At 51.4% G+C, this 14,709-nt stretch carries 13 protein-coding genes; all 13 read left to right on the top strand.

Annotation, left to right across the window (positions count from 1 at the left end; genetic code table 11):
* Window positions 1-2 precede the first annotated feature (2 nt).
* Window positions 3-1,475, top strand: coding sequence for a tripartite tricarboxylate transporter permease (locus DWY93_RS03080; protein WP_117471764.1), 1,473 nt, complete (start codon window positions 3-5; stop codon window positions 1,473-1,475).
* A 261-nt stretch (window positions 1,476-1,736) separates the two neighbouring features.
* Window positions 1,737-2,804, top strand: coding sequence for a tripartite tricarboxylate transporter substrate binding protein (locus DWY93_RS03085; protein ID WP_117469482.1), 1,068 nt, complete (start codon window positions 1,737-1,739; stop codon window positions 2,802-2,804).
* Between the two features lie 108 nt (window positions 2,805-2,912).
* The gene (locus DWY93_RS03090; protein ID WP_021904345.1) at window positions 2,913-3,377 is read left to right on the top strand and encodes a tripartite tricarboxylate transporter TctB family protein; all 465 of its coding nucleotides are present in this window, start codon (window positions 2,913-2,915) and stop codon (window positions 3,375-3,377) included.
* A 16-nt stretch (window positions 3,378-3,393) separates the two neighbouring features.
* Window positions 3,394-4,866: a tripartite tricarboxylate transporter permease gene (locus DWY93_RS03095; protein ID WP_015554307.1), complete on the top strand. Its 1,473-nt coding sequence runs from the start codon at window positions 3,394-3,396 to the stop codon at window positions 4,864-4,866.
* Between the two features lie 189 nt (window positions 4,867-5,055).
* Window positions 5,056-5,328, top strand: a complete 273-nt coding sequence (locus DWY93_RS03100) for a YabP/YqfC family sporulation protein (RefSeq protein WP_015554308.1) — start codon at window positions 5,056-5,058, stop codon at window positions 5,326-5,328.
* Complete coding sequence (locus DWY93_RS03105; protein ID WP_117469483.1) at window positions 5,321-6,646, top strand: sporulation protein YqfD; 1,326 nt, start codon at window positions 5,321-5,323, stop codon at window positions 6,644-6,646. Before DWY93_RS03100 ends, DWY93_RS03105 begins: the two co-directional genes overlap by 8 nt.
* Window positions 6,633-7,655, top strand: coding sequence for a PhoH family protein (locus tag DWY93_RS03110; RefSeq protein WP_117471765.1), 1,023 nt, complete (start codon window positions 6,633-6,635; stop codon window positions 7,653-7,655). Before DWY93_RS03105 ends, DWY93_RS03110 begins: the two co-directional genes overlap by 14 nt.
* Window positions 7,652-8,149, top strand: a complete 498-nt coding sequence (ybeY, locus tag DWY93_RS03115; protein WP_021904350.1) for an rRNA maturation RNase YbeY — start codon at window positions 7,652-7,654, stop codon at window positions 8,147-8,149. Before DWY93_RS03110 ends, ybeY begins: the two co-directional genes overlap by 4 nt.
* A complete protein-coding gene (locus DWY93_RS03120; protein ID WP_117471766.1) occupies window positions 8,146-9,276 on the top strand; it encodes a DUF3048 domain-containing protein in 1,131 nt (376 codons plus the stop codon). The genes ybeY and DWY93_RS03120 overlap by 4 nt, the downstream gene beginning before the upstream one ends.
* Window positions 9,266-10,930: a polysaccharide biosynthesis protein gene (locus tag DWY93_RS03125; protein ID WP_117471767.1), complete on the top strand. Its 1,665-nt coding sequence runs from the start codon at window positions 9,266-9,268 to the stop codon at window positions 10,928-10,930. The genes DWY93_RS03120 and DWY93_RS03125 overlap by 11 nt, the downstream gene beginning before the upstream one ends.
* A 122-nt stretch (window positions 10,931-11,052) precedes the next feature.
* A complete protein-coding gene (locus DWY93_RS03130) occupies window positions 11,053-11,463 on the top strand; it encodes a hypothetical protein (RefSeq protein ID WP_015554313.1) in 411 nt (136 codons plus the stop codon).
* A 252-nt stretch (window positions 11,464-11,715) separates the two neighbouring features.
* A complete protein-coding gene (locus DWY93_RS03135; RefSeq protein WP_117471768.1) occupies window positions 11,716-13,152 on the top strand; it encodes an NAD(P)/FAD-dependent oxidoreductase in 1,437 nt (478 codons plus the stop codon).
* Window positions 13,064-14,671, top strand: a complete 1,608-nt coding sequence (locus tag DWY93_RS03140; RefSeq protein ID WP_117471769.1) for an FAD-dependent oxidoreductase — start codon at window positions 13,064-13,066, stop codon at window positions 14,669-14,671. Before DWY93_RS03135 ends, DWY93_RS03140 begins: the two co-directional genes overlap by 89 nt.
* The last annotated feature ends 38 nt before the right edge of the window (window positions 14,672-14,709 follow it).

Raw genomic sequence — 14,709 nt, forward strand, 5'->3', positions numbered from 1 at the left:
ATATGAGTTTCTTTCTTGAAGTTGTACAGTCAGCGTTCAGCCCGATGGTCTTATTCTACATGTTCGCGGGCGTTGCGGCGGGTATCTGCATCGGAGCACTTCCGGGACTGACCGCAACAATGGGTGTAGCACTTCTTCTTCCGCTTACCTTCGGTATGGATGCTACATCCGGTATCTTAATGTTGCTTGGGATTTATGTCGGCGCGATCTACGGTGGATCTATCTCTGCGATCCTCCTTCATACGCCTGGTACACCGGCATCCGCGGCCACAGCCATTGACGGATACCAGTTCTCCAAGCGCGGTGAGGCGGGACGCGCCCTCGGTATTGCGACACTTTCCAGCTATATCGGCGGTGTTGTGAGCTGTCTCTGCTTATGGCTCATCAGCCCGCAGCTCGCAAAGCTTGCGTTAAAGTTCAGCTCGGCTGAGTTCTTCTTACTTGCGGTATTCGGCCTTTGTATCATCGCGAATATCTCCGGCGAGAACATGGCAAAGGGCCTGATCTGCGGGTTCTTAGGAATCTTAACAGCTACCGTCGGTATCGATAGCGTAACAAGCTATATCCGTTTCACAGACAATGCGAACCTTCTCTCCGGTATCCAGTACATTCCGGTCATGATCGGTCTCTTCGCGATGAGCCAGGCCTTCGAGACCATCGAGGATATCTACAGCACCGACGAGATCGATGCGACGGTGACAAGACTTCTCCCGACAAAAGAAGATATGAAGACCATGTTCCGGGTCGCTCCGGTTACCGGTCTCATCGGAACCATCATCGGTATCATCCCCGGTGCAGGTGCCGATATCGGATCCTTCGTTGGATACAACACCGCCCGCGGCATGTCCAAACATCCGGAACTGTTCGGAAAAGGAAGCCCGGAGGCCGTAGCTGCTTCTGAGGGCGGCAACAACGGTGTAACCGGTGGTGCCATGATCCCGATGCTGACACTCGGTGTTCCGGGTGATGCTGTAGCAGCTATCATGATCGGCGCGTTAACGATCCAGGGTCTTACCCCGGGACCGATGCTCTTTAAGACCAACAAGGTTCTCGTTTACACGATCTTCCTTGGAATGTTCGTGGCAAACACCATCATGGTGCTCCTCGGATTCTCCTGTATCCGCCTTTTCACAAAGGTACTCAGCGTTCCGAAGACGCTCCTCACACCGGTCATCTTCATCCTCTGCGTAGTGGGAAGCTATGCGATGAGGAGCAACTTCTACGATGTGGGAACGATGTTGATTGCAGGCGTGATCGGCTGGCTCATGGGTAAAGTAAAGATCCCGACAAGCCCGGCGATTCTCGGCCTGATCTTAGGCCCGATGGCTGAGAAGAACTTCCGCACCGCGCTCTTAAAGTCCAGCGGGAATGTGGGTGTATTCTTTAATACTCCGATCTGCTGGTTCTTCCTGGCCCTGATCGCGGTCACCCTGTTTGGCGCGGTCCGCGGACAAATAAAGAAAAAAGCGGAATAACCGTTAAGAAAAAATGTATAAAAATTCAGGGCACCCTGACCGGGTTTGAAATTAATGTCCAACGGTCAGGGCGCCTTTTTTGGTAAAAAGCTACAAAAATCATGAAAAACCGTATGGAATTGAAAGTATCTTTTGTGAAGACTTTCCATAAAACCATTGACAAGTTGTTCACAAACGTCTACAATATGTCGTGTAAAAATTTCATAAAGAAACCTAAAAAATCGTTAAGAAAGTATTAGGAAAGAGAAAAGGAGTAGTTTTATGAGAAAAAGAGTAGTATCGCTCGCAATGGCAGCAGCTATGGCTCTCTCCCTGACAGCTTGCGGAAGCAGCTCCAGCAAAACAGAGACAACTGCAGCAGCGACAGAGGCAGCAAAAACAGAGACAACTGCAGCAGCTGAGGGGGCAGCAACAGAGGCAGCAGCTTCTGGCGTTGACACATCCGCATGGAAGGATAAAACAGTTACATGTATCGTTCCTTACGATGCAGGCGGCGGTACCGATACAGTTATGCGTGCTTTAGCAGACGCAGCGAAGGGTTCCTTCAAAAACATCTCCGTAGAGAACCGTTCCGGCGGCGGCGGAGCAACCGGTATGCTCGCTGGCGCAAACGCTAAGGCTGATGGCACAACCGTTACCATGATCACAGTAGAGCTTGCAACTCTTGAGGCTATGGGAACAAACGCTGGTCTTACATATTCCATGTTCAAACCGATCATGATGGTAAACAGCGCATGTGCAGCGATCACAGTAAACGCAAAAGATGACCGTTTCAACACGATCGAAGACTTCATCAACTACGCAAAAGAGAACGAGGTTTCCATGGGTAACTCCGGTAACGGCGCGATCTGGCACCTTGCAGCAGCAGGTCTTGCAAAAGAGACAGGCGCTCAGTTCAAACACGTTGCTTACGATGGAGCAGCAGGTGCGATCACAGACCTTCTTGGTGAGCATATTGACGCAGTAGCAGTTTCCTACGCTGAGGTTGCTAACTACGTTGAGTCCGGCGATTTAAAGGTTCTTGCAGTTATGAACGACAAACGTCTTGATTCCATTCCGGACGTTCCGACATGCCAGGAAGCTGGTTACGATGTAGTTCTTGGTACATGGAGAGGTCTTGGTGTTCCGAAGGATACTCCGGACGAGGTTGTTGACCAGCTCTATGAGATCTTCTCTCAGGCAGCACAGTCTGACGCATTCGTTGACTTCATGAACAAGTCCAACAACGTGATCGACGTTCTTGACGGCGCTACATTTGAGGAGCGTATCAAATCTGACCTTGAGACATACACAGCTCTGGTTACAGATCTTGGTCTGAAAGTACAGTAATGTAAACTGACTTAACGGGGAGTGGGAAACCCACACCCCGGTTTTGTCTGCGAGGGCTTTCCCCAGGGAGACCTCTGTGAGACAGTTGTTTTAGAATGGAGTTTCAATATGAGAAAAGGAAATATTATCGCAGGTCTGATCTGCGCAGCTTTAGCTGTTTATGTGATCGTTACCTGTCTTGGCTATCCGAGAGCAGAAGCTTACGGTACAGGCGTTCCGGGTCCGGGACTCTGGCCGGGCATCATCGCAGCACTTCTTCTGATCTGTTCCGTAGGCCTTATCGTCGTTACCCTGATGATGAAAAAAGACCAGTTCCCGGAGCTTCCGATGTGGACACCGGGTACAAAACGTGTATACATTTCCATGGCGATCCTGCTTGTATACATGCTGGTATTATCTACACTTGGATTTATCATCCCGTCAGTGATCATGCTGTTCGCGTTCTGCCAGTGGTTCCATAAAGGCGCTTTCTGGAAAAACGCACTGATCTCCGTGATCGTAGTCCTGGCAATTTACTTTGTTTTCAAGAACTTCCTGAATGTGCCGATCGACTTCGGTATGTTCAGCATTTAAAGAAAGGGGTAGCAGAATGAGTTTCTTTTTAGAAGTATTTCAGAGCGCGTTCAGCCCCATGGTACTGTTCTACATGATCGCAGGCGTAGCAGCCGGAATCTGTATCGGAGCACTGCCGGGACTTACCGCAACTATGGGTGTAGCCCTTCTTCTGCCGCTTACATTCGGTATGGATGCCACAGCAGGTATCCTCATGTTACTTGGAATTTACGTGGGAGCAATCTATGGCGGATCTATTTCCGCGATCCTTTTACATACACCGGGTACACCGGCCTCTGCTGCAACCGCTATTGATGGATATCAGTTCTCCAAGCGCGGTGAGGCAGGACGTGCACTCGGTATCGCAACACTTTCCAGTTATGTGGGCGGTGTTGTCAGCGTTCTCTGCTTATGGCTCATCAGCCCGCAGCTTGCGAAGCTTGCATTAAAGTTCAGCTCTGCTGAGTTCTTCTTACTCGCGGTATTCGGACTCTGTATCATTGCCAACATCTCCGGCGAGAATATGGCAAAGGGCTTGATCTGCGGATTCTTAGGAATCTTAACAGCTACTGTCGGTATCGACAGCGTAACAAGCTACATCCGTTTCACAGACAACGCAAACCTTCTCTCCGGTATCCAGTACATTCCGGTCATGATCGGCCTCTTCGCGATGAGCCAGGCTTTCGAGACCATTGAGGATATCTACAGCACGGATGAGATCGATGCGAGCGTAACAAGACTTCTTCCGACAAAGGAGGATGTGAAGACGATCCTTCGTGTTGCTCCGGTTACGGGCCTCATCGGAACCATGATCGGTATCATCCCTGGTGCCGGTGCCGATATCGGATCCTTCGTTGGATACAACACTGCCCGCGGCATGTCCAAACATCCGGAACAGTTCGGTAAAGGAAGCCCGGAGGCAGTAGCTGCTTCTGAGGGTGGTAACAACGGTGTAACCGGTGGTGCCATGATCCCGATGCTGACACTCGGTGTTCCGGGTGATGCCGTAGCAGCTATCATGATCGGTGCGTTGACGATCCAGGGTCTTACCCCGGGACCGATGCTCTTTAAGACAAACAAGGTCCTCGTTTATACGATCTTCCTTGGAATGTTTGTGGCAAACACCATCATGGTACTCCTCGGATTCTCCTGCATCCGCCTTTTCACAAAGGTATTGAGCGTTCCGAAGACGATCCTTACACCGGTCATTTTCATCCTCTGCGTCGTAGGAAGCTACGCGATGAGAAGTAACTTCTACGATGTGGGAACGATGTTGATTGCAGGCGTGATCGGCTGGCTCATGGGTAAAGTAAAGATCCCGACAAGCCCGGCGATCCTCGGCCTGATCTTAGGGCCGATGGCTGAGAAGAATTTCCGTACCGCACTGTTAAAGTCCAGTGGTAACCCGGTCGTATTCTTCAACACCCCGATCTGCTGGTTCTTTCTTGCCCTGATCGCGTTCACACTGTTTGGTGCGATCCGCGGACAGTTAAAGAAGAAAACAAATTAAAAATTGTGAATTTTTAAGCCGCGTCTGCTCTCCGGTTTTGTGCCGGGGAGAGGGGCGGCTTTTGTAATAGAAAATTTTGAGGAATTTCCTGTATATGGCGAAAGGATGCCGGTTGACAGAAGGCAGGAAAGAATAATGGAAAGACATGGCGCATAAGATTTTGCAAGGCATAATTCGGCGGAGTAAGACATGAGAGGGCAGAAAAACGATGATGTTACCCGGACGGACTCCGCCGGGGTGTTTGCGGACGCATTGGGCGGGGAGACGCTTTTGACGCTCATCGGGACACGGGCGGTACATATTGAAAATTACAGGAGCATTCTTGTATACACGGATACGGAGATCAGAATCCAATGCAGGCACTATATTCTTTCTGTCTCCGGGAAAAAGTTAAAGATCTGCTATTACGATAAAGATGAGATGAAAATATCCGGCCGCCTGGAGGTGATCCGGTTTGAATAGATTTGAAAAATTGTGGGAGGGAAGCGTGAAAGTCCGGATCGATGGGAGAGGGATGGAGCGCTTTTTTAATATCGCGGCGCAGAGAGGGATCGTGATCGAAAAAATCGAGACAAAAGAGATCCCTGCTGCGGAATATGACGGCAATCGGCATGATCGATATGATAACCATGTTGAAAAGAAAGAATTGGAAAAAGAGGACAAGAAACAGGGGAAAACTGTCTGCTTCGAGATATCACCGAGAAACTTTAAACGTCTGAAGCCGATCGCCCGGAAAACAGATGTCCGTCTGCGGATCACGGAAAAGCACGGTTTTCCATTCTGGCTGATCCTGGGCCGCCGCAGAAGTCTCTGGGCCGGAGGTCTGGCAGCCTTTTTTCTGCTGATCTATCTTTCATCTTTTTATGTGTGGGACATTTCCTTTGATGGAAATCATCGTTTTACGGATGAGATGCTGCTGCATTTCATGGACACGATTCCGGTGCAGTGTGGGATGAGAAAAAAAGAGATTTCCTGTGGGGATCTGGAAAAACAGATCCGGAACGCGTTCCCGGAGATCGGCTGGGTATCCGCAGAACTGACCGGCACAAGGCTTACAGTCCATGTGCGGGAAAATGACGGGATCCTGAAGGCGGAGACCGGATCAGATGCGCCCTGTGAGCTCACAGCAGGATCAGATGGCACCGTGACAAAGATCATCGTCCGGAACGGGATTGTCAGGGTGAAAGCCGGGGACGAGGTGAAAACCGGGGATATCCTGGTCTCGGGGAAGCTTCCGATCTACGATGATTCCGAGACACTTGTGAAGACAAACTTAGTCCATGCGGATGCGGAAGTCTACGCAGAAACAACGAGAACGGTTACATGGAAGATCCCGGTTGTGGAGGAGATCCGTGCGGGAACAGGAAAGAAACGCATGGGCGTGTTCTTTAAATTTCTGGATACGGAATTCTGTTTCCTGATGCCGGACCTAAAAAAAGAAAGCAGCTGGGAACTTTTCATGGAAGAATCCCAGCTCAGATTTTCGAAAAATTTTTACCTTCCGGTCTACGGCGGGATCCTCGCTGCCAGGGAATATATTCCCTACGAAAAAGTACTCACAAAATCAGAAGTTTCGGATTCTGCTGACCGGTATTTGAACGAATATATGCAAAATCTCACCGAAAAAGGTATACAAATCCTTGGTAGTGATGTTAAAATAGAGAGAAGTGAATCACACTGGAAGATTCATGGAACACTGACGGTGGTGGAGGACATCGCGAAAGAATCCCCCATGCCGGAAGATCAGGAGGAGATTCAGACAGTAGATGAGCATCATTGAGACAATCATAGACATTCCGGCAGAACATGAGAGGAAGGTCTGCGGACAGTTTGACAGTTATCTGAAAAAAATCGAGCGGACGCTTCACGTATCCATGGTGGCGCGGGACGGGGAGATCAAGGTCATCGGACCAGATCATGCGGTAAAACGCGCGAAGAGCGTATTTTCAACGCTTCTGGAACTCTCGAAGCGGGGCGAAGAGATCGGGGAGCAGAATGTGGATTACGCCCTGGCTCTTTCCTTTGAGGATAAGGACACGGAAATGCTTTCCCTGGACCGCGATATCATCTGTCACACCATAAATGGAAAACCGGTAAAACCGAAGACTCTTGGACAGAAGCAGTATATCGATCTGATCCGGAAAAAGATGATCGTGTTCGGCGTGGGACCTGCGGGAACCGGAAAAACGTATCTTGGCATGTCCATGGCAATCCAGGCCTTTAAGAATGGAGAGGTGGGCAGGATCATCCTGACACGTCCGGCCATCGAGGCGGGAGAGAAATTAGGCTTCCTTCCGGGCGACCTTCAGAGCAAGATCGATCCGTACCTGCGCCCACTTTACGACGCCCTCTACCAGATCATGGGCGCGGACAGCTATCTTCACAATTCAGAGAAAGGCCTGATCGAGGTGGCGCCTCTCGCCTACATGCGCGGACGTACCTTAGATAACGCCTTTATTATCCTGGATGAGGCCCAGAATACGACCCAGGCACAGATGAAAATGTTCCTTACAAGGATCGGTTTCGGTTCCAAGGTCATCATCACCGGCGACCAGTCCCAGAAGGATCTGCCTGCAGGCCAGGTATCCGGCCTCGACGTGGCGCTTAAGGTACTGAAGAATATCAACGATATCGGAATCTGCCGGTTCTCCAACGAGGACGTGGTAAGACATCCGCTTGTCCAGAAGATCGTAAAGGCATATGATGAATATGAAGGCCGTGAGAAACCGGAGAGAAGACCTCGCACGGAACATGGAAAAAGCGGCCGGGAAGGACGGGAACAGAGATGACAGTGACAGTGGAGTACGAAGCGGAGGAAAAACTGGATCTTCCGTACGAAGAGATCATTAAAAACGTGATCGAGGAATCCCTGGATTATGTAGAATGCCCGTATGACGCGGAGGTGAATGTCCTCCTTACGGATAATGCCGGGATCCACCAGATCAACCTTGATATGCGCGGGATTGACAACCCGACAGACGTTTTGTCGTTCCCGATGTGTGATTTTGAGACACCGGGCGACTTTTCCCATCTGGAAGAGACGCCGGAGGAATACTTCGACCCGGATACAGGGGAATTACTTATGGGGGATATCGTAATTTCCGTGGATAAGGTGAAAGAGCAGGCTGAGAAGTATGGCCACTCTCAGACGAGAGAGCTGGCATTCTTAGTAGCGCACAGCATGCTTCATTTATCCGGCTACGACCATATGGAGGATGAGGAGCGGATCCAGATGGAGGACATGCAGAGAGAAATTCTGGAACGGAGGGGTTACAGGAGATGAGAAAACGGGGCAGAGCATTTATTATTGGTATTGGAATCATGATGGCAGCGGCAGCTCTTTCCGGGTGCGGAAAGAAGGCTGAGGAAGCAGCTGTGACAACGGAGGCGCCCACAGAGACGCCGGAAGAGACGAAGACCATCGTTCTTGAGACAGAACCGACGACGGAGGCGGAGACGGAGCCGGAAGGCCCGGAGGAGCGCAAAGAGGTCGACGGAAAGATCCAGAGTTACCTGACCGGTGAGATGGTGGACGTGGCGAAGGCCAACAGACGGCCTGTCGCGGTCATGATGAGCAATGATAAGGCATCCCTGCCTCAGTACGGCATCAACCGGGCAGATGTGGTCTACGAGGCGCCGGTGGAGGGCGATATGAACCGCTACATGGCGATCTTCGAGGACTATGATGATATCGAGCGGATCGGTTCCGTCAGAAGCTGCCGTACCTATTATACATATTTCGCAAGAGAGTACGATGCGATCTATGCCCATTACGGACAGAGCACCTTCGCAGTTCCGTATCTGAAAAGTGTGGACAACATCAACGGTGTCGATGGCACAGGCGGAAATGCGTTCTACCGCACAAAGGACAAGAAGGCACCGCATAACGCCTATACAAGTGGCGCGAAATTAAATAAGACCATCGGCCAGCTGGGCTACCGCACTTCCTACAGCAATACCTACACGGGACATTTCCAGTTCTCAAAGAATGCTTATGTCCCAGCGGAATCCGACGCGAAGGACGCGTACAAGTTCTACCCGTCCTACACGATGAATAATCCGTGGTTCGAGTACAATGAGAGTGACGGAAAGTATCACCGTTTCCAGTACGGCGGAAAGCACAACGGCGACGGCGGGCAGATTGCGGTCAATAATGTCATTTTCCAGTATGTGGAGTGGGGACATTACGCCAGCACCGATTATCTCAATATCAACGTTCACAAGGGTGGAGCGGGTTATGTATTTACAGGCGGAAAGTGCGTTCCTGTGTCCTGGAAGAAGGACGGGGACTTCGGACCGACCCGCTACTATGACTCTGAAGGAAAGGAAGTCATGCTTAACAAAGGAAAGACCTGGATCTGCATTGTAGGCGCAGACAGGTACAGTAAAGCTGAGATTTATGGAAAGTAACAGACAGAAAAAGAAAAAGGAATCCAATTTCGTTGTCCAGGGAAGTATCCTGGCAGTGGCATCTATCGTCGTGAGGATCATCGGAATCGCTTACCGTATTCCGATGATCAACATCATCGGCGATGAAGGAATGGGATATTACGGAACAGCATTTAATGTATACAATATTGCACTGCTTCTCTCATCCTACAGCCTGCCCCTCGCTGTGTCGAAAATGGTTTCCGCGAGACTTGCGGGAAAGCAGTACCGGAACGCAGCGAGAATCTTACGCGCGGCGCTCTGTTATGCCACCATCGTGGGTGCCTTTGCGGCTGCGGTGATCTGGTTCGGTGCTGATTTCTTCGCGAAAGACGTATTTTTTATGCCCTATGCGGCATTCGCGCTAAGGACATTAGCCCCGACGGTATGGATCATGGCCTATCTCGGCGTGTTCCGCGGATATTTCCAGGGACAGGGCACCATGGTGCCCACCGCCTTTTCCCAGGTCTTTGAGCAGATCGTAAACGCCATCGTCAGCGTTGCGGCGGGAAGCTTCCTCTTTAACGAGGCGTTAAAGACAGAAGTGTTAAAGAATCAGACGGGAGACGGATATTCCAACGCCTGGGGCGCTGCCGGCGGCACCATCGGTACAGGTGCGGGCGCGTTTACCGCATTGATCTTCCTGCTGTTTTTATTTGCAGCCTGCGCAAAGATGAGAAAGCGCCAGATCAGGAGAGACCAGACGGAGATCCTGGAGAGCTACAGGGACATCACAAGAATCCTGTTCTTCACGGTAGTTCCGGTCATCTTGAGCTCCGCGATCTACAACTTAAACAGCGTGCTGGACAACGGAATCCTTGCGTACAATTTTAAGACTCTCGGACAGGGGGATGAGTTTGCCTCCATTTGGGGTGTGTATACAGGAAAATACCATCTGCTGATCAACGTGCCGATGGCGATCTCAAATGCCCTTTCTTCCTCTCTGATCCCGTCCGTATCAAGGGCGGTGGCTATGGGAGATAAGAAACTTGTGAGAGGGCGCGTGGCATCCGCGATCCGGTTCTCCTGTATCGTTGCGATCCCGTCTACGGTGGGACTCACGGTGCTTGCGGGACCGGTAAACAACCTTTTGTTCTCCGGGGATAATTCCCTGGCGATCCGGATGACGATTTACGGTTCCCTTGCGGTGGTATTCTACTCCGTGTCCACGGTCACAAACGCGATCCTTCAGGGCATCGATAAAATGCGCCTTCCGATCTTCCACGCGGTGATCTCCCTGGTGCTTCACCTGATCGCCCTGGAGATCATGGCTCTCGGATTCCACATGGGAATCTACAGCATGGTATTCTCGAATATCCTGTTCGCGCTCTTCATGGTCTTGATGAACGCGAGATCAATCCGGAAGCTTCTCGGCTACCGGCAGGAGATGAAGAAAACGGTGATCATTCCGGTGATCGCCTCCGCGGTGATGGGAATCTTCACCTTCGGTTCCTACCAGCTCGCGCATCTCGCGGTGAAGAGCAACGCGATTTCTACGTTGTTTGCGATGATGATCGCAGTAGTTGTTTATGGCGTGCTGCTTATTAAGCTTGGGGCATTGTCCGCGGCAGAGTTAAAGACGATGCCGGGCGGAACGAAGCTCCTGAGAGTGTTCAGAAAACTGCATCTGATGTAGAGGCGGAAAGTACAGAAATAAACCGGGACAGCTGACTGTCAGTGCATGGACAAAAATTTGGTTTTTATGTGTTTAAAAATAGAAAAGAAAGCAGATAATACTTTCAAAGGAGGAATATTCCTATGAAAAAGTATGTATCCTGCTTTCTTTTCTTTTTCTTACTGACATCCGCGAGCTTGATCACATTGTTTCTCATGACGGTCGGGGAGGAAGCCCAGAGGGCGGAAGAGGTACAGATGCAGGAATCTGTGGAGGAACCGGTATTTGCGAAGGAGACAAAAGAGGAGATCCATGTGGTCTTGAATATGGAGCAGGTTGAAAATCAGACCGTGGCGGAGGATGAGGAACGGTATTTCCTTGTGGCGGAGGAAGGTTATCTCATCGTTTATGATAAAGGACAGGAGACCACAGACCTCTTCACCCATATGCCCCTGGCGGAATTCCCGGCGGAGGAGCAGGAGCGGCTGATGACGGGGATCTGGTTTCCGACAATGGCTGAAATTTTCAGTTATCTGGAGTCTTACAGCAGTTAAAATTTCGCCCGGAAAGTCAATTTGAGGTACTTTTTGCCTGAAATGGGTAAGATGCGGAACAGTTACTACTTGAAATTTTTGCGTCAGGTCGATATACTAGTATAAAAATTGTGTAATTGCCTGGCAGGTCTGCGCATTTGCTGCGCTGACTGTGAGAAAACTTGGCGAAATTGTTTGATACTGGGGCAGTAGTCTTAAAGTCTGGAAATCGGTCTCAGATCACAGGAAAAACCGGAGACAGGGAGAAAAAGAATGGCGGAGAACTTTAGAGGACGGAAAGGAATCATTATCGGCGGCGGCGCATCGGGACTTATGGCTGCGATCACGGCGGCAGAGCAGGGCGCGGCTGTTACAGTAATCGAGCACACGGCCCGTCCGGGAAAGAAGATCCTGTCCACAGGAAACGGAAAATGCAATCTGACGAACCTCTATATGGATCCGTCCTTCTACCGGAGCGATGAAAAGGGCTTTTGGGGGACTGCGATCCGAAATTTCCCGCCGAAGGCAGCAGTCGCGTTCTTTCGGAATCTCGGAGTCCTGACCATGGACCGCGGCGGATATGTCTACCCTATGTCCGGTCAGGCGCAGACGGTTCTGGATGCACTTTTAAGGGGTGCGAAAAGAGCCGGCGTTAAGATCGTCACCGGGTGCGAAGTGGAAAAGGCGGGAAGAAAAAAAGAACACTTTGAGGTCACAACGAATCTGGGAACCTTCACAGGGGATTTCCTGATCCTCGCCTGTGGATCGAAGGCAGCAAAGGCTACCGGATCCGACGGCAGCGGCTATGAGCTGGCGAAGCAGTTCGGACACCGGATCATAAAGCCTCTCCCGGCGCTCGTACAGCTCCGCTGTGAGGGAGATCTTCTCCCAAAAGCGTCCGGTGTCCGGGTGGATGCCCTTGTGAGCATCCAGACGGCGGATGGAAAGACGGCAGCAAAGGACCGCGGGGAACTGCAGATTACAGACTACGGAATCTCCGGCATTCCGGTATTTCAGGTGAGCCGGTACGCCGCAAAACTGCTGGACCAGAAAAAGAAAGTTCTGGCATCTTTAAATTTTCTGCCGGATCTTGATGAGACGAAGGTCCGGTATCTCTTGAGAGAACAGCGGGAAGTCCTTTCCGGGGAAACGGCGGAGGACTTTTTAAGCGGTATTTTTAATAAGAAATTAGCGTCGGTGCTTTTGAAGGCGGCGAAGATCCAGACGGACAAAAAAGCGGGTCTTCTGACATCGGAGGAGCTGGAACGTCTGGGTGCCACGATCCGGGAATTTAAGATCCCGGTGAAGGAGACAAATTCCTTTGAACAGGCCCAGATCTGTACCGGTGGTGTCGACACGGCAGAGATAGAAGCGGAGACCATGCAGTCGAAACGTGTTCCCGGCCTTTATATAGTCGGGGAGCTCCTGGATGTAGATGGAATCTGCGGCGGATATAATTTACAGTGGGCATGGTCCTCCGGGTACGCAGCCGGATGCCATGTGGCAGCAGGAATCGTTCCCGGGTATTTAAAAAACAGCCGTGCAGCAGGAAAAACGATGACGTTTTCCGGTGCGGAGGGAAACAGGACCCAGGGAAAACAGGAAAGGAAAAAACATACATATGATCCGGATCAATCAGCTCACACTTCCCGTGGACCACGGGGAAGAGGCCATAAAGAAAAAGGCGGCAAAGCTTCTAAAAGTCGATGAATCGGCGATCGGGGAGATCAGGATCGTCCATAGATCCATCGACGCGAGAAAGAAGCCGCAGCTGTTATTCAGCTATATTGTAGATGTGATGCTCGCGAACAGTAAAAGAGAAGGTACTGTCATCAAAAAGGCGGCGAACAAGAACATCCGGGCCGAAGGCTTCCGTCCATATGCGTACCCGGAGCACGGAACTGCGGAAATGAAAAAGCGCCCGGTGATCATCGGCGCCGGTCCTGCCGGAATGTTCGCGGCCCTGGCACTCTCCGAGAACGGCTGCGCTCCGATCCTTTTGGAGCAGGGAGATGCCGTGGAGGAGAGGACGAAAAGAGTAGAAGATTTCTGGAAGAACGGGGATGAGGCCCTGGATATCCGATCCAACGTCCAGTTCGGAGAGGGCGGAGCCGGAACATTCTCCGACGGAAAGTTAAATACACTGGTAAAGGATACCTCGGGAAGAAACGGGAAAGTTCTCTCCACGTTTGTGGAGATGGGAGCCGATCCTTCGATCCTTTACGACCATGCCCCACATATCGGAACAGATGTGCTGCGGGGTGTGGTTAAAAATATAAGAAACCGGATCATCGCCGGCGGCGGAGAGGTGCATTTCCGGACGGAAGTCACGAAAATTCTGGAAGAGAATGGAAGAGTCACCGGCGTGATGACTGCAGATGGCGCTGTGATTGAGACAGATCATGTGATCCTGTCCGTAGGACACAGTGCGAGAGACCTGTTCGCGGAGCTTGATCGGATGAAGGTCTTTATGGAACCGAAGCCGTTCGCGGTGGGACTCCGGATCCAGCACCCCCAGGCGCAGATCAATAAGAACCAGTATGGAATGGAGGACGCCGGAAAGCTCGGAGCGGCGCCCTATAAAGTGACGGCAAAGACCACCAGTGGCCGCGGTGTGTATTCATTCTGCATGTGCCCGGGCGGAATGGTGGTGAACGCGTCCTCAGAAAAGGGACATCTCGCTGTCAATGGAATGAGCAATTTTAAGAGAGACAGCGGTATCGCGAACAGTGCCCTGATTGTGGCCATCACCCCGGCGGATTTCCCGGAAGCAGGACCTTTGGGCGGCATCGCGTTCCAGAGAAGCCTGGAAGAGCGTGCGTTCGCCCTCGGCGGAGGAAAGATCCCGATCCAGCTCTACGGCGATTTCGCCGCGAACCGACCGACGGTGGCCCTGGGAGACGTAAATCCTGTGTTTTGCGGAGGTTTCTCCTTCGCGAACTTGCGGGAGCTGATGCCAGAGGCCTTAAACGGAGCGTTTCTGGAAGGAATGGAACAGTTCGGAAGACGGATCAAAGGGTTTGACCGTGCCGATGCTGTCCTTGCGGGAATCGAGAGCCGTACGTCATCACCGCTCAGGATCTGCCGCGATGAGAGCCTTCAGAGCAGTTTGAAAGGGCTTTATCCATGCGGCGAGGGAGCCGGGTACGCCGGGGGGATCACATCGGCGGCCATGGACGGCCTGAAGGTTGCGGAAGAGATCATAAAGCGATATGCGGCGGTCAGGTAGTCAAACGTAAACAGTCAGCAGTGCGTTAAATAGCACTG

Source organism: Clostridium sp. AF28-12, assembly GCF_003435225.1.
Classification (GTDB): Bacteria; Bacillota; Clostridia; order Lachnospirales; family Lachnospiraceae; genus Pilosibacter; species Pilosibacter fragilis.